17 protein-coding genes are annotated in these 14,684 nt (G+C 62.2%); 7 read left to right on the top strand and 10 right to left on the bottom strand.

What is annotated here, in order from left to right:
* The first annotated feature begins 16 nt into the window (after nucleotides 1-16).
* From C2L65_RS10745 to C2L65_RS10735, 3 genes are all read left to right on the top strand, one after another.
* A complete protein-coding gene (locus tag C2L65_RS10745) occupies nucleotides 17-427 on the top strand; it encodes a group II truncated hemoglobin (protein ID WP_007583477.1) in 411 nt (136 codons plus the stop codon).
* Between the two features lie 160 nt (nucleotides 428-587).
* The gene (locus C2L65_RS10740; RefSeq protein WP_042316174.1) at nucleotides 588-1,319 is read left to right on the top strand and encodes an alanyl-tRNA editing protein; all 732 of its coding nucleotides are present in this window, start codon (nucleotides 588-590) and stop codon (nucleotides 1,317-1,319) included.
* Nucleotides 1,316-1,951 carry a DUF924 family protein gene (locus tag C2L65_RS10735; protein ID WP_042316172.1) on the top strand — a complete coding sequence of 212 codons (636 nt, stop codon included), beginning with the start codon at nucleotides 1,316-1,318 and terminating at the stop codon, nucleotides 1,949-1,951. Before C2L65_RS10740 ends, C2L65_RS10735 begins: the two co-directional genes overlap by 4 nt.
* A 6-nt stretch (nucleotides 1,952-1,957) precedes the next feature.
* Here the strand turns inward: C2L65_RS10735 and C2L65_RS10730 are convergent, their stop codons facing one another.
* The 6 genes from C2L65_RS10730 to C2L65_RS10705 all read right to left on the bottom strand — a co-directional run bounded on the left by C2L65_RS10730 (nucleotide 1,958) and on the right by C2L65_RS10705 (nucleotide 7,866).
* Nucleotides 1,958-2,704, bottom strand: coding sequence for an SDR family oxidoreductase (locus C2L65_RS10730; RefSeq protein ID WP_042316170.1), 747 nt, complete (start codon nucleotides 2,702-2,704; stop codon nucleotides 1,958-1,960).
* 41 nt (nucleotides 2,705-2,745) lie between these two features.
* The gene (locus C2L65_RS10725; protein WP_042316167.1) at nucleotides 2,746-3,330 is read right to left on the bottom strand and encodes an LOG family protein; all 585 of its coding nucleotides are present in this window, start codon (nucleotides 3,328-3,330) and stop codon (nucleotides 2,746-2,748) included.
* A gap of 2 nt (nucleotides 3,331-3,332) precedes the next feature.
* The gene (locus C2L65_RS10720; RefSeq protein ID WP_007583486.1) at nucleotides 3,333-4,049 is read right to left on the bottom strand and encodes a TetR/AcrR family transcriptional regulator; all 717 of its coding nucleotides are present in this window, start codon (nucleotides 4,047-4,049) and stop codon (nucleotides 3,333-3,335) included.
* Between the two features lie 1,054 nt (nucleotides 4,050-5,103).
* Nucleotides 5,104-5,817, bottom strand: coding sequence for a diacylglycerol kinase (locus C2L65_RS10715; RefSeq protein ID WP_081921560.1), 714 nt, complete (start codon nucleotides 5,815-5,817; stop codon nucleotides 5,104-5,106).
* Between the two features lie 40 nt (nucleotides 5,818-5,857).
* A complete protein-coding gene (locus C2L65_RS10710) occupies nucleotides 5,858-6,889 on the bottom strand; it encodes a glycosyltransferase family 4 protein (protein ID WP_042316805.1) in 1,032 nt (343 codons plus the stop codon).
* Nucleotides 6,890-6,924: 35 nt separating this feature from the next.
* On the bottom strand, nucleotides 6,925-7,866 hold the full coding sequence (locus C2L65_RS10705) for a UDP-2,3-diacylglucosamine diphosphatase (protein ID WP_042316807.1): 942 nt from the start codon (nucleotides 7,864-7,866) through the stop codon (nucleotides 6,925-6,927).
* 146 nt (nucleotides 7,867-8,012) lie between these two features.
* On the opposite strand from C2L65_RS10705, the gene C2L65_RS10700 reads away from it, so the two are divergent.
* Nucleotides 8,013-8,234, top strand: a complete 222-nt coding sequence (locus C2L65_RS10700; protein WP_042316810.1) for a hypothetical protein — start codon at nucleotides 8,013-8,015, stop codon at nucleotides 8,232-8,234.
* 163 nt (nucleotides 8,235-8,397) lie between these two features.
* Here C2L65_RS10700 and C2L65_RS10695 read toward each other — a convergent pair whose 3' ends face one another.
* The 4 genes from C2L65_RS10695 to C2L65_RS10680 all read right to left on the bottom strand — a co-directional run bounded on the left by C2L65_RS10695 (nucleotide 8,398) and on the right by C2L65_RS10680 (nucleotide 10,749).
* Nucleotides 8,398-8,871 carry an RDD family protein gene (locus C2L65_RS10695; protein WP_042316813.1) on the bottom strand — a complete coding sequence of 158 codons (474 nt, stop codon included), beginning with the start codon at nucleotides 8,869-8,871 and terminating at the stop codon, nucleotides 8,398-8,400.
* Nucleotides 8,872-8,984: 113 nt separating this feature from the next.
* Entirely contained in the window at nucleotides 8,985-9,743 is a 759-nt protein-coding gene (locus C2L65_RS10690; protein ID WP_042316816.1) for a DUF3106 domain-containing protein, read from the bottom strand.
* 17 nt (nucleotides 9,744-9,760) lie between these two features.
* Nucleotides 9,761-10,189, bottom strand: coding sequence for a DUF3619 family protein (locus C2L65_RS10685; protein WP_042316819.1), 429 nt, complete (start codon nucleotides 10,187-10,189; stop codon nucleotides 9,761-9,763).
* Entirely contained in the window at nucleotides 10,186-10,749 is a 564-nt protein-coding gene (locus tag C2L65_RS10680; protein ID WP_042316822.1) for an RNA polymerase sigma factor, read from the bottom strand. The genes C2L65_RS10685 and C2L65_RS10680 overlap by 4 nt, the downstream gene beginning before the upstream one ends.
* 420 nt (nucleotides 10,750-11,169) lie before the next feature.
* On the opposite strand from C2L65_RS10680, the gene C2L65_RS10675 reads away from it, so the two are divergent.
* From C2L65_RS10675 to ilvC, 3 genes are all read left to right on the top strand, one after another.
* Entirely contained in the window at nucleotides 11,170-12,933 is a 1,764-nt protein-coding gene (locus C2L65_RS10675; protein WP_042316827.1) for an acetolactate synthase 3 catalytic subunit, read from the top strand.
* Nucleotides 12,934-13,044: 111 nt separating this feature from the next.
* Entirely contained in the window at nucleotides 13,045-13,536 is a 492-nt protein-coding gene (ilvN, locus tag C2L65_RS10670; protein ID WP_007588180.1) for an acetolactate synthase small subunit, read from the top strand.
* Between the two features lie 102 nt (nucleotides 13,537-13,638).
* The gene (ilvC, locus tag C2L65_RS10665; RefSeq protein WP_007588179.1) at nucleotides 13,639-14,655 is read left to right on the top strand and encodes a ketol-acid reductoisomerase; all 1,017 of its coding nucleotides are present in this window, start codon (nucleotides 13,639-13,641) and stop codon (nucleotides 14,653-14,655) included.
* Nucleotides 14,656-14,684: the final 29 nt, after the last annotated feature.

The following is a 14,684-nucleotide window of genomic DNA, read 5'->3' as shown; positions in this document are numbered from 1 at the left end:
CTGTGTAGTTGCCCGTATGACTGATCCGATTGACGAAGCGCCGTCGCAGCCGACAGCCTTCGAACTGGTGGGTGGCGAAGCGCGCGTGCGCGAAATCGTCGACCGTTTCTACGACCTGATGGACCTCGAAGCCGACTTCGCCGATATCCGCAAGTTGCATCCGCCGACGCTCGACGGCTCGCGCGACAAGCTGTTCTGGTTCCTGTGCGGCTGGCTCGGCGGCCCCGATCATTACATCAGCCGCTTCGGCCATCCGCGTCTGCGCGCGCGGCATCTGCCGTTCCAGATTGCATCGGTGGAACGCGATCAGTGGCTGCGCTGTATGGCATGGGCGATGGACGACGTCGGTCTGCCCGAGCCGCTGCGTGAACGCCTGCTGCATTCGTTCTTCGATACGGCCGACTGGATGCGCAATCATCCGGGCTGACGCGCTGGCCGACAGCGAGCGGAAGTGTTGCGCGTCGTAAAAGCGTCGTGCCAGAGTGGCCGGTACAGTTCGGTCGGGAGCGCTTCGATCTGAACGCGGCGGGCGTTGGCGGGATCGGCATAATGTCCGCTGGCACGACAAAGCACAAAGGAGACTCCCCATGACGACGCGCGCGCTGTTTCGCGACGACGCCTATCTGACCCACTGCGACGCGACCATCACCGCGCTCGACGAGCAGGGCATCCATCTCGATCAAACCGTTTTCTATCCCCTCGGTGGCGGCCAGGCGGGCGACGCGGGCGCGTTGACGCTCGACGACGGCACGCGTATCGAGATCGCCGACACACGCAAGGCGAAGTTCGAAGGCGCGACGCCCGACGACGCCGTCCACGTTCCCGCGCCCGGCCAGGAAGCGCTGCTCGCGCAGCTTGCCGTTGGTCAGAAGGTGACGGCGCAGATCCACTGGACGCGCCGCTACCGGCACATGCGCCTGCACACGGCGAGCCACCTGATGTGCGCGGTGCTGCCGTATCCCGTCGATGGCTGCAGCATCACCTCCGACTACGCGCGCCTCGACTTCGCGACCGTCGAGCCGATTGAACGCGAACTCGTCGAAACGCGGCTCGCGGAACTGGTGGGCGGTGCGCATGCCGTTGCGACGCAATGGATCACCGACGATGAAATGGCGGCGCGCCCCGAACTAGTTCGCACGATGAGCGTGAAGCCGCCGATGGGGCTCGGGCGCGTGCGGCTGCTGCGCATCGAAGGTGTCGATCTGCAGCCGTGCGGCGGCACGCATGTACACAACACGGGAGAGATCGGCGCGCTACGCGTCGCGAAGCTCGAAAAGAAAAGCGCGCGTACGCGGCGGCTCGTGCTGGAGTTCGCATGAGCGTGCGGTTCGACGCGGCGGCGTACTCGCCGGACGCAGACTATGCGGCACTCGATCCGGCCGCGCGCGACGTGCTGGATTGCTGGTTCGGCACGCCGGGTTCGGACGAATACGGCAAGGACCAGAAGCGCTGGTTCAAACGCAGCGACGCGTTCGACGCGATGCTGCGCGAGCGTTTCGGTGCGTCGATCGAAGCGGCCCTCGCGCATGAACTCAATGCATGGCTCGCGACGCCGCTCGGCTCGCTGGCGCTCGTGATCGTGCTCGACCAGTTCACGCGCAACTGTCATCGGCGAACGTCGCGCATGTACGACGGCGACGCGCAGGCGATGAACATTACGCGCCGCATGATCGAAGAGGGCAGCGACGTGTTGCTGCCGACCGTTTATCACCGCGCGTTCGCGTACATTCCGTTCGAGCACGATGAGACGGTGGAAGGGCAGCGCGAAGGCGTGCGTCTTTACACGCTGCTCGAAGGACAAGGGCTGGACCCTTCGTATGCGCGCTCGGCTGTGCGGCATGCGCAGATCGTCGAGCGCTTCGGGCGCTTTCCGCATCGCAATGCGTTGCTCGGGCGTCCGTCGAGCGATGAAGAGGTGGCGTTTTTGCGTGAGCCGGGGTCGTCGTTCTAGATTGGGTCAGCGGCCCGCGCTGACGTCCAGCAGCGCGCCGTTCACATACGACGACGCATCGCTCACCAACCAGACGATCGCTTCAGCGACTTCGTCGGCCGTTCCCGGACGGCCGAGCGGCGTCTGCACGCCGAGCACCGCGGCGCGGTCGGGACGGCCGCCGCTCGCGTGGATATCGGTGTCGATCAGTCCGGGGCGCACCGCGTTCACGCGGATGCCCTGCGGGCCGAGTTCTTTAGCGAGGCCGATCGTCATCGTATCGATGGCGCCTTTCGAGCCGGCGTAATCGACGTACTCGTTCGGCGAGCCAAGCCGCGACGCCGCCGACGATACGTTCACGATCACGCCGCCATGTCCGCCACGATCCTTCGACATGCGCCGCGCCGCCTCGCGCGCGCACAGATACGCGCCATACACGTTGACGTCGAACATGCGCTTCAGGCGCGTGGCGTCCATGTCGGCCAGCGGCATCGACGGCGCGACGATACCCGCGTTGTTGATGAGCGCGTCGATGCGGCCAAACGCATGCTCCACGGCATCGAACATCGCGATGACTTGCGCTTCGTCGGCGACGTCGCCCGCGATCAGGCGCGCGTGGCCGCCTGCGCGTCCGACTTCGGCGGCCGTCTGTTTGGCGGCTGCTTCATTGGTTGCGTAGTTCACGCCGACCGACCAGCCGTGCGCGCCGAGCATGCGGGCCGTCGAGCGACCAATGCCGCGGCTCGCGCCCGTGATCAGAACCACTTTCGTCATGCTGGCCTCTCGTTATGAAGCAGGAAAGCGCTCAACGAGCGTCACACGCGCTCGCGGTTGTCCGCCCACTTGTCGCTTGCGGGCGGCTGGTAGCGTTGCAGCTTCTGGATCAGGGCGGCGGGATCGTTGTCGACCTGCAGGATGTCGAAGTACGTCTGGCGCATGAAGCCTTCCTGCACCGTGTGTTCGAGCATCGCAATTAACGGATCGTAGAAGCCGTCGATGTTCAGCACGGCCACTGCCTTCTGATGATAGCCAAGCTGCGCCCACGTGTAGACCTCGAACAGCTCTTCGAGCGTGCCTGCGCCGCCCGGCATCGCGACGAACGCGTCCGAGAGATCGGCCATCATCTTCTTGCGCTGATGCATGTCGGGCACGACGTGCAGTTCCGACAGGCCGTTATGGCCGACTTCCTTGTTGACCAGCAGTTCTGGAATCACGCCGATCGCGCGGCCGCCCGCGGCCATCACTTCGTCGGCGATCACGCCCATCAGGCCGACCTTGCCGCCGCCGTAGACGAGCGACAGGTTCGCGGCGACGAGCGCGCGTCCGAACGCCTTCGCGGCCTCGCGGTATAGCGGTTTGACTCCGTTAGAGGAGCCGCAATAGACACAGACTGCCTTCATCGTTACCGGTCCTTCGATTCGTTGCGAGGTTCGCGCGGCGGCAGATAGTCGTAGAACTCGCGCTGCGGATGCTTGCCCGACACAAGATCGTCGAACAGTTCGCGCGAGCGTCCGCGCAGATAGGGCGCCATCAGCGACACGATCTGCACGCTGACCTGATGCAGTTCGGCCTGGATCGCTTCCTGTTCGTTGTACTTGCGCGGATTCATGACGAACTGATACGACAGCCAGTAGGTCGCGATCACGCCGATGTTGGTTGCGATGACTTTGAGCTCGTCGGGCGTCGCGACCATTTCGTTGTCGGCCACGAGCTGCTCGCAGAACTGGCTCGCGAAGCGCACCTTGTGGCTGATGATCTGCTTGAAGTGTGTTTCGAGCGTGCGGTTGCGTGCGAGCAGATCGTTGAGGTCGCGATACAGGAAGCGATAGCGCCACGTGAAGTCGACCATGTACTGCAGATACGACCACATTTCGTCGATGGTTGCGCGATGGTCGTCCGGGAAACGCAGACGCTTTTCGATCTCCTGCTCGAACTGGCTGAAGATGCTGTTGATGATGTCGTCTTTGTTGCGGAAGTGGTAGTACAGGTTGCCTGGACTGATTTCCATTTCCTCGGCGATCGTCGTCGTCGTGACGTTCGGCTCGCCGATCTCGTTGAAGAGCTTCAACGATAGCTCGAGAATCCGTTCGCGCGTGCGGCGGGGAGGTTTGGCTTCCATATCGTCCTTGGCGGGCTTGCTGCGCTGCCCGGGCTGGGGTTTTGGGGTTTGTTCAGGCTGTCTTCTCGATTATAAACCGACCGTTCGATGGGATTTGGTTCTGTCTGCGACGCTGGGTTGGGTTTGGGGTTTTTGCTGCGCGGGCGGGGGTGGTGGGTGTTTTGGCCTTTCGCTGGCATTTGCGATTTGTCTTCGTGCTTCATGCGTCGTCTCTGTGGGTTTGGTTTTGCGCTGGCATCCGCGATTTGCCTTTTTGCTTCAAGCATCGCGGTTTGGTGTGCTTGGGTTTTCGCTGGCATCCGCGCTATGGTGTTTGCTGTTCACGCGTCGCCCCTGTGCGGGGCGGCACCTACTTTTCTTTGCCGCCGCAAAGAAAAGTAGGCAAAAGAAAGCGGCTAACACCGCCAGCCCGTGTTCTTATCCACGGGCCCCCAACGTCCCCACGCTTCACATGACAGTACCCTGGTCGGTGCTCGTTGCCAACGCTTCGAATGAACGCCTCACCCACTTCAAACACCCGCACACGTGCTAGCGGCAGCGAATGGTTTCTGCCGCCCAGGTGGCAAACTGTGTGTAGGTTGTCGCGTCGTATAGCCTGGCGCTCTTACAGGGTGGAACGCGTGCGCTATCGGTCCGGAGTGAGACGGGTGCAGCACTACGGCCGACACACAGTTTGCCACCTGGGCGGCGGTGGACTATCTGGCACGGCGTGCCGCAACGCGGGCGCGTGGAGCAGGTGAGGCGCTCTTTCAACGCGCGGGCAACGAGCGTGGGTCACGTGATTGCCGTGTGAAGCGTAAGACCCTGTGGGGGCCCTCAGGCAAACACAAGAACTGGCGGTGTGAGCCGCTTTCTTTTGCCTACTTTTCTTTGCGGCGGCAAAGAAAAGTAGGTGCCGCCCCGCACAGGGGCGACGCGTGAAGCACGCTAACAAAACGCGGATGCCAGCGAAAAGGCCAAAACACCGAACAGCGACGCCTGAAACACGAAGGCAAATCGCGGACGCCAGCGAAAAGCAAACCATCCCAGCGTCGCAGACATTTCGAAACGAAATCTACTGCATTGCCCGAACCCACCCACTCACCCAACGCACAACAAGCGGCCCAACGAGCAAACCCCACGTCATCACGCAGATAAAAAGCGCAACCATAACAGCGGCGCTACCAAGATCCTTCGCACGCCGCGACAGTTCATGCCGCTCGAGCGAAATCCGATCAATAGCCGCCTCAACGCTAGAGTTGAGCAACTCGACAATCAGCACAAGAAAAACAGACCCCAGCAACAGCACACGAGACACCGGCTCAACAGGCACCAAAACGCCGCAAGGCAAAAGAATCGCCGCCAACGTCAGCTCCTGCCGAAACGCGCTCTCCTCACGAATCGCAACCCGAAACCCGGCAAACGAATTCTTCATCGCATGCCACGCGCGGGTGATCCCGCGATTGCCCTTGTATGGATTAAAGGGCAGCGGCGCGAGCGGATCATCGGGACCCAATGGCTCGAGCGATTCCGGCGCATCGGTTTTCGCGCCATTCAGCGCGTCTTCGCGAGCTTGCGCGGCATCGCGCGTAGTAGATGACATGGCAGAAACAGGAGCAGAGCTGGACTCTCCAGCATACCGCGCCCGCGCCCGCGGCGCGCCGTCCTCGTGCATATCATGCACATCATCGAACGGTTCGCCATACGGCTCCGCGTTCGACACTGCCGTCTTCGCGTCGCGCAGCGATTCCTGCGGAGCGCGCAATGCGTTCGATTGTCTCGTTTGCATGGGCGTAGCGAGAAGTGAGGGCGCTTGCGCGTCGGGCGGATCAGGCGGCGGCGCTTTCCTCTCGGTAAGCGGGACGCGACAGCGGCTTCAGATGCGCAGCGAACTGCTCGGACGCAGCCGCCCACGAAAAACGTTCGGCCCACGCGCGCGCATCGTTGCGATCGATCTTCAGCGCCTGCAGGCAAGCTTCGCGCAAGTCTTCGTGCATCGCGCCCGCGCCACCGTCGCCGAGTACATCGATCGGACCCGTCACAGGATACGCCGCGACAGGCGTGCCGCACGCGAGCGCTTCGAGCAGCACGAGACCGAACGTGTCGGTCCTGCTCGGGAACACGAACACGTCGGCGGCCGCATAGACCTTCGCGAGTTCGGCCTGCGTCAGCACGCCGAGATAGTTGGCGGCCGGATAGCGCGACTTCAGTTCGGCAAGCGCCGGGCCCTCACCGCACACCCACTTCGAGCCGGGCAGATCGAGCTTCAGGAACGCTTCGACATTCTTCTCGACGGCCACGCGCCCGACGTACAGAAAAATCGGCCGCGCGGTGTTGAGCACCTTCGATTCCATCTGCCGGAAAATCTCGAGATCGACGCCGCGCGTCCACAACACGACGTTCGTGAAGCCAAACTTTTCGAGGTCGGTCTTGACGACAGGCGTCGGCGCCATCACGGCAAGTGATGCCTTGTGAAACCAGTGCAGGAAGCGGTACGTCCACGCGACGGGAACGCCAAAGCGCGCCTCGACGTATTCGGGGAAGCGCGTGTGATAGGCCGTCGTGAATGGCAGCTTGTGCTCGATCGCATACTTGCGCGCGGCCAGCCCGAGCGGGCCTTCCGTCGCGATGTGCAGCGCGTCCGGCTGGAACTCGTCGATGCGCTGGCGCAAGTGGCGTCGCGGCATCAGCGACAGGCGAATCTCCGGATACGTCGGGCACGGAATTGTCTTGAACTCGAGCGGCGTCAGCAGATCGACCTTGTGGCCGATCGCCGTCAGTTCGCGCGTCGTGTTCTTCAGCGTGCGAACGACGCCGTTGACCTGCGGTTCCCACGCATCGGTGACGATCATGATCTTCATGCGATTGGCCCTCTCGTAGTGGTGATGGTGTGCGCTCACGCTGTGGCGCGGGCTTTCGTCGTGTTCGCTTCAGGCGAGCGCATCACGGTCCAGTAGATGACCTTCAGTTCGCCTTCGTAGGTCTCGACGAGCGCCGACAGGCTCTCGACCCAGTCGCCGTCGTTGCAATACAGCACGCCGTCGATCTCGCGGATCTCGGCCTTGTGAATGTGCCCGCATACGACGCCGTCGCAGCCGCGTCGTCGCGCTTCATCCGTCATCACGTTCTCGAACGCCGAGATGAAGTTCACCGCGTTCTTCACCTGATGCTTCAGGTACTGCGACAGCGACCAGTACTGGAAACCGAGCTTGATGCGGATGCGGTTGAACCAGCGGTTCAGCACGAGAATCATCGTGTAGAGCGTGTCGCCGAGATACGCGAGCCACTTCGCATGCTGGATCACGCCGTCGAACAGATCGCCGTGAACGATCCACAGGCGCTTGCCCTGCAGCGTGGTGTGGAACGCTTCACCGCGCACGTGGATGTCGCCGAACGCGAGATCGCAGAACTGCCGCGCGCCTTCGTCGTGATTGCCGGGGATGTACACGACCTGGGTGCCCTTGCGAGCCTTGCGCAGGATCTTCTGCACGACGTCGTTGTGCGCCTGCGGCCAGTACCAGCCTTTCTTCAGCTGCCAGCCGTCGATGATGTCGCCGACGAGGTACAGGTACTCGGATTCGTTATGGCGCAGGAAGTCGAGCAGATAGTTCGCCTGGCAGCCGCCGGAACCGAGATGGATGTCGGAGAGCCAGATGGTGCGATAGCGGTGCGAATTCTCGTGACCGTCGTCGTGATCGCTTTCAGAAGGTGTTGGCGTCACCGGCAGATGCGGGAGCGGCGGCAGGCCAACTGAGGGGGTGCGGGGGCCGAAAGCGACGGGATCGACGCTCGGGCCATTCTGGCGGAAGAGGGAAGTCGCGGACGTGTTGTTGTCCATGGCTCACGCGTCGAGTTGCAGTACCCGCATTGCGCCATTGCTGCGTGACGGAGCCGTGACATTCACGAGAAGTTCTTATTACGCGTTGGCAATTGTCGGCGCGATGCAACGTTGCGATTGATGGGTTCGTGATCGCGTGAGGGTGGATGCTTTCGTTCATCGTGACGCTCGCGATGGTTGGCGTGATGGGCGTCGCGAGGGTCGCCGCCGGGCTGAATACGGCCGTCAATTCGATTTGTAGCGGCAGCAACGCCACCACCGATATCGAGACTGTGCGCGTGTTGCTGTTTGGTGTTTTGGCTTTTGCGCTGGCATCCGCGCTTTGCCTTCGTGCTTCAAGCGTCGCCCCGCACAGGGGCGACGCGTGAAGCACGCTAACAAAACGCGGATGCCAGCGCAAAGGCAAACACACCGCGCCGGAGCTCGCGCAGCAAACACCATAGCGCGGATGCCAGCGCAAACCCAAGCACACCGAACTGCGAAGGAGCAAACACGGCACCAACAGCAAAAAGCCGCCGCAGGCAAAAAAACTCACCGCGGTAGCGAAATAACCTCAGTCCCCGCCATCCGATCATGCAGAAACTGTCGTCTCACACCGACCCGCCCGACGGCCGCATATAAAACGAACCACACGACAGCAACAATCAGCGTCTGCGGCACCGTAAGCCCAAAAAGCGGATGCACCGCCAACGGCGGCAAAAACCACAACCACGCCAACACATACCGCACCACCGCGCGCAGCACGGAAAGCCGCCCGCCATCCCTGGCGGCCACCACCCGTAATCGCCAGGTCTTCATCGGCAGCGTCTGCCCGCCGTGCGTCCAGAACCAGACGAAATACACCCCGACCACCAGCCCCACCCAGGCCGCGAGCCAGTTGTGATGAGTCAGCCCATTGCGCTGCTGCGTAAGCGTGCTAAACAGATACCCCGCCAGGAACACCACGCCAAACAGCAGCACACCTTCATACATCAGCGCGGCAAGCCTCCGACGCACAGTCGGCATCGACGGTTCTACGGATTCGGGTGGGAGCGGCACGGCTGCAGAGTCGACGGAAGTGGACACGGGCGAGGCCTCGGTTGCCGTTGATGAGCCCGCGACGCAGGCTCGCAGAGGGATTATGAGCCGTTGAAGATGGACGGCGCGTCGGACGGCGAGACGGGCGTCGGCGTCGCCGGCACGAAGCTCCCGGTGGCGGGAATGGCGGGCACGCCGGGTGAGGGCGCCGCGACGCCGGCGGAAGCGCCTGCCGTCGCCGGCGGCACAGGCACGCTCGCGAGTTTGTCCTTGCCGTTCACGAGCCGGTTGATGTCCTTGATCTCGGACTTGCCCGAAGGCGGCGCGCTGACGACCGTTGGCCGGCGCTTGCGCTCGCTGGCGGCAAGTTTTTGCTTCTGCTCTTCAGGCAGCTGCTGGTATGCCTTCCACGCGTTCTGGCGCGCTTCACGCGGCAGCTCTTTCGAGACCTGATAGTTTTCGCGAGCGACGCGCCGCTGCTCAGGCGTCATGCGCACCCACTCCGCCATGCGCTCGTGCAATACCTTTTGCGCTTCCGGCGTCATCTTCGGATAACGCGACGCAATTTTCAGCCACTTGCGCTTGCGCTCCTCGCTGAAGGCGTCCCATTGCACTGCAAACGGCGCGAGTGCGACGTGTTCGGCGTTGGAAAGCTTCGACCACGCGAGCGGACTGGTCGAGATAGGCAAGCCCGGCAGGTCGACCGTCAACGCCGGCGCGGCCGCCTTCGCGGGTGTACCGCTGGCGGGCGCCGCGACAGGCGTGGGTGTCGGGTAGAAGCGCGGATAGGTGGCGGCGAATGACACCAGGGCTGCAATCACGCATCCGGATACAACGGCAAGGCCGCGCTTGTAACTCACCCGTCAACTCTCCCCGGTCAGTGGTTACGCGTCAGGTACGCGTTGAACCCGTGATCGAGATAGGCATTGAGCGGCAGGTCGTCGCTCAGCATGGCGGCATCGATATCGGCGAGCTCGGCCGTGCGCTGATGGTCTTCCCACCACGCGATACCCGCGAGTCCGATGACCAGCGCGAGCACCGGCCAGGCGAGCGCGAGCTTGCGCAGGCGCGGCAGACGGCGCGACGGTTCCGGTTGCGGCATGTGGGCAAGCGTCCCCGCGCCGACGAACACGGGCGCGAAAGCAGGCGCATGCACGGCTTCAGGCTTCTTGCGAGCGACGGCGGCGCGGCGCGCCGCGGCGAGCCGGTCGGTCGTAGCGGGCGGAATACGGGCAGCGTTTTCGTCGAGCGCGCGCCGAAGCTGCAGCGCAAACTCGAGTTCTTTTGTTTCGGGAGCGGAGCTCATAGCGTGATTCCTTTGGCCCTGAGCGCTTGCGCCAGCGTGTGCGTGGCTCGCGAGCAGTGCGTTTTCACACTGCCTTCCGAGCAGCCCATCGCGGCGGCAGTCTCAGCGACATCCATATCTTCCCAGTAACGCATCAGAAACGCCTCCCGTTGACGAGCCGGCAACTTTTGGATTTCGTCGTCGATCAACTGCAGGACCTGTTCGCGTTCGAGCCGCTGCTCGCTGCTTTCCACACCCGTCGAGCCGTCCTGGCTTTCGAACGTCTCCAGCGGGTCGAAGTCTTCGTCGTCGGCGCTGCCCAGCGAAGAGAACAGGGTCACCCAGGTATTGCGCACCTTCTGCCGACGGAAATAGTCGTGCATCGCATTCTGGAGAATACGCTGAAACAAAAGCGGTAGCTCAGCGGGAGGACGGTCGCCGTATTTTTCGGCGAGCTTGATCATCGCGTCCTGCACGATGTCGAGCGACGCGTCATCGTCCCGCACGGCGTAGACCGTCTGCTTGAACGCGCGCCTTTCGACGCCCGCCAGAAAATCGGCGAGTTCCTTGTCTGATGCCATCCGTTGGGGGTCGGCGCAGCGAGTGTGCGCGGAATCGGTCGAAAAATGTCGTAAAACTCGCGGATGCTAACAAACTTTCACCCGGACCGGGGAAAAACGCGGCAGGCTTTTGCCTTGTATCGGCTTTGGGCCGCGAAATATGCCGCTTTCGTCAAGGCGACCGCAAGGTGCGCGTAACGCGTATGTAAAACGGTCAGAAGTGGACGACGAAAGCGGGTTTGCCGTCAATCATGGAAATATTTGCTTGACCATCGGACATATCGTAGATATCGTCTACGGTTCGCAACATAAGTGACTTGTCTCATTTGAGGTTGGCCCAAGAAGCCTTCCTGTCAAACTGGACGCGCCGCTTGAACCCGAGCCACAAGCCCGGCAGAGAGCACCCGATCAATTTTTTGCCGAAAATTCGAAAGGTGAACGATGAATATGCCCAGCGCGGAATTCTCCACGTCGGATACCACTCCACATCACGAAGCTGACTCTATCGGCGCCACCGTGCTCATGAAGGCACTGGCCGACGAAGACGTCGAATTCGTCTGGGGCTATCCCGGCGGCTCGGTACTCTACATCTACGACGAGCTTTACAAGCAGGACAAATTCCAGCACGTCCTCGTGCGCCACGAGCAGGCCGCGGTTCACGCCGCCGACGCCTACGCGCGCTCGACCGGCAAGGTCGGCGTCTGTCTCGTGACCTCCGGCCCCGGCGTCACCAACGCGGTGACGGGCATCGCGACGGCCTACATGGACTCAATCCCGATGGTGGTCATCAGCGGCCAGGTGCCGACTGCTGCGATCGGTCAGGATGCGTTCCAGGAGTGCGATACCGTCGGCATCACGCGTCCGTGCGTGAAGCACAACTTCCTCGTGAAGGACGTGCGCGATCTCGCCGCCACGGTCAAGAAAGCTTTCTATATCGCCCGTACCGGTCGTCCCGGCCCGGTGCTGATCGACATTCCGAAAGACGTGTCGAAGGCGCCTTGCCAGTACGAACCGCTCAAAAGCGTGTCGCTGCGCTCGTACAACCCCGTCACGAAAGGCCACTCGGGCCAGATCCGCAAGGCCGTGGCGCTGCTGTTGTCGGCGAAGCGTCCGTATATCTACACGGGCGGCGGCATCATCCTCGCGGATGCGTCGCGCGAACTGAACCAGTTCGCCGATCTGCTCGGCTATCCCATCACCAACACGCTGATGGGGCTGGGCGGCTATCGCGCGAGCGACAAGAAATTCCTCGGCATGCTCGGCATGCACGGCACGTACGAAGCCAACATGGCGATGCAGCACTGCGACGTGCTGATCGCGATCGGCGCGCGTTTCGACGACCGCGTGATCGGCGACCCGGCGCACTTCTCGTCGCGCCCGCGCAAGATCATTCATATCGACATCGACCCTTCGTCGATTTCGAAGCGCGTGAAGGTCGACATTCCGATCGTCGGCGACGTGAAGGAAGTGCTGAAGGAACTGATCGAGCAGTTGCAGACGGCCGAGCATGGCCCGGACACCGCGGCGCTCGCCGACTGGTGGAAGGACATCGAAGCCTGGCGCTCGAAAGACTGTCTCAAGTTCGACCGCAAGAGCGAGATCATCAAGCCGCAGTACGTGGTGGAAAAGGCGTGGGAACTGACGGACGGCAATGCCTTCGTGTGTTCGGACGTCGGCCAGCACCAGATGTGGGCGGCGCAGTTCTATCGCTTCAACAAGCCGCGCCGCTGGATCAATTCCGGCGGTCTCGGCACGATGGGCTTCGGCCTGCCGGCAGCGATGGGCGTCAAGATGGCGCACCCGGATGACGACGTGCTCTGTATCACGGGCGAAGGCTCGATCCAGATGTGCATCCAGGAACTGTCCACCTGCAAGCAGTACGACACGCCCGTCAAGATCATTTCGCTCAACAACCGCTATCTGGGCATGGTGCGCCAGTGGCAGCAGATCGAATACAGCAAGCGCTATTCGCATTCGTACATGGATGCGCTGCCCGACTTCGTGAAGCTCGCCGAAGCGTACGGCCACGTCGGCATGCGGATCGAAAAGACCGCTGACGTGGAACCGGCGTTGAAGGAAGCACTGCGCCTGAAAGATCGCACGGTGTTTCTCGACTTCCAGACTGATCCGACCGAAAACGTCTGGCCGATGGTCCAGGCCGGCAAGGGCATCACAGAGATGCTCCTCGGATCGGAAGATCTATAACGAGCGCTTTCCTGCGCCGGCTCCGTCATGCACATCTCCACAAAAGGTGAGCGCGGGCGGAGCGGTGCGGAACGCACGCATCGCATACATCGATATCTGGAAGAAGCGAACATGAGACACATTATTTCCGTACTGCTGGAAAACGAACCGGGCGCGCTGTCGCGTGTGGTTGGCCTGTTTTCCGCACGCGGCTACAACATCGAAACCTTGACGGTGGCGCCGACCGAAGACCGTTCGCTGTCGCGCATGACCATCGTTTCCATTGGCTCGGACGACGTGATCGAACAGATCACGAAGCATCTGAACCGCCTGATCGAGGTGGTGAAAGTGGTCGACCTGACAGAGGGCGCCCACATCGAGCGCGAGCTGATGCTGATCAAGGTTAGGGCGGTCGGCAAGGAACGTGAGGAGATGAAGCGGATGTCGGATATTTTCCGCGGCCGCATCATCGACGTCACCGAAAAGACCTACACGATCGAACTGACGGGCGCGAGCGAGAAGCTCGACGCGTTCATCGAAGGGCTCGACGCCACCGCGATTCTCGAAACGGTCCGCACGGGCGGTTCGGGCATCGGCCGCGGCGAGCGTATCCTGAAGGTTTAACGACCCAGCAATATCGGTTCGATCCGCGCCGGGCGTTGCGTCAAGCGCCCGGCCCAAGCACTACACACGCAACATTTTTCTGAATTTCGCCAAGGAACAGACATGAAAGTTTTCTACGACAAGGACGCCGACCTCTCCCTCATCAAAGGCAAGCAGGTCACCATCATCGGTTATGGCTCGCAAGGCCATGCGCACGCGCTGAACCTGAAGGAAAGCGGCGTGAACGTCACGGTCGGTCTGCGCAAGGGCGGCGCATCGTGGAGCAAGGCTGAGAACGCTGGTCTCACGGTGAAGGAAGTGGCAGAAGCCGTAAAGGGCGCTGACGTCGTGATGATGCTGCTGCCCGACGAGCAGATCGCCGAAGTCTATGCGAAGGAAGTGCATGGCAACGCCAAGCAGGGCGCGGCGCTCGCGTTCGCGCACGGCTTCAACGTGCATTACGGCCAGGTGATCCCGCGCGCGGATCTGGACGTCATCATGATCGCGCCGAAGGCCCCGGGCCACACGGTGCGCGGCACGTACTCGCAAGGTGGCGGCGTGCCGCACCTGATCGCAGTCGCTCAAGACAAGTCGGGCGCAGCACGTGACATCGCGCTGTCGTACGCAGCGGCGAACGGCGGCGGCCGTGCCGGCATCATCGAAACCAACTTCCGTGAAGAAACGGAAACCGACCTGTTCGGCGAGCAAGCCGTGCTGTGCGGCGGTACGGTCGACCTGATCAAGGCTGGCTTCGAAACGCTGGTCGAAGCAGGTTACGCGCCGGAAATGGCGTACTTCGAGTGCCTGCACGAACTGAAGCTGATCGTCGACCTGATCTACGAAGGCGGCATCGCGAACATGAACTACTCGATCTCGAACAACGCCGAGTACGGCGAGTACGTGACGGGTCCGCGCATCATCACGGATGAAACGAAGAAGGTGATGAAGGAAGTCCTGAAGGACATCCAGACGGGCGAGTACGCGAAGAGCTTCATCATCGAAAACCGCGCTGGCGCGCCGACGCTGCAATCGCGTCGCCGCATCACGGCTGAGCACCAGATCGAGCAGGTTGGCTCGAAGCTGCGCGCGATGATGCCGTGGATCGCGAAGAACAAGCTGGTCGATCAGTCGAAGAACTAATCTGCCCGTTTTTCTTGCTCCGGCGCACG

Origin of the sequence: Paraburkholderia terrae (assembly GCF_002902925.1) — a bacterium.
GTDB classification, from domain to species: domain Bacteria; phylum Pseudomonadota; class Gammaproteobacteria; order Burkholderiales; family Burkholderiaceae; genus Paraburkholderia; species Paraburkholderia terrae.
The sequence above is the reverse complement of the archived record's forward strand: the minus strand, read 5'-3'. Positions and strand labels throughout refer to the sequence as shown.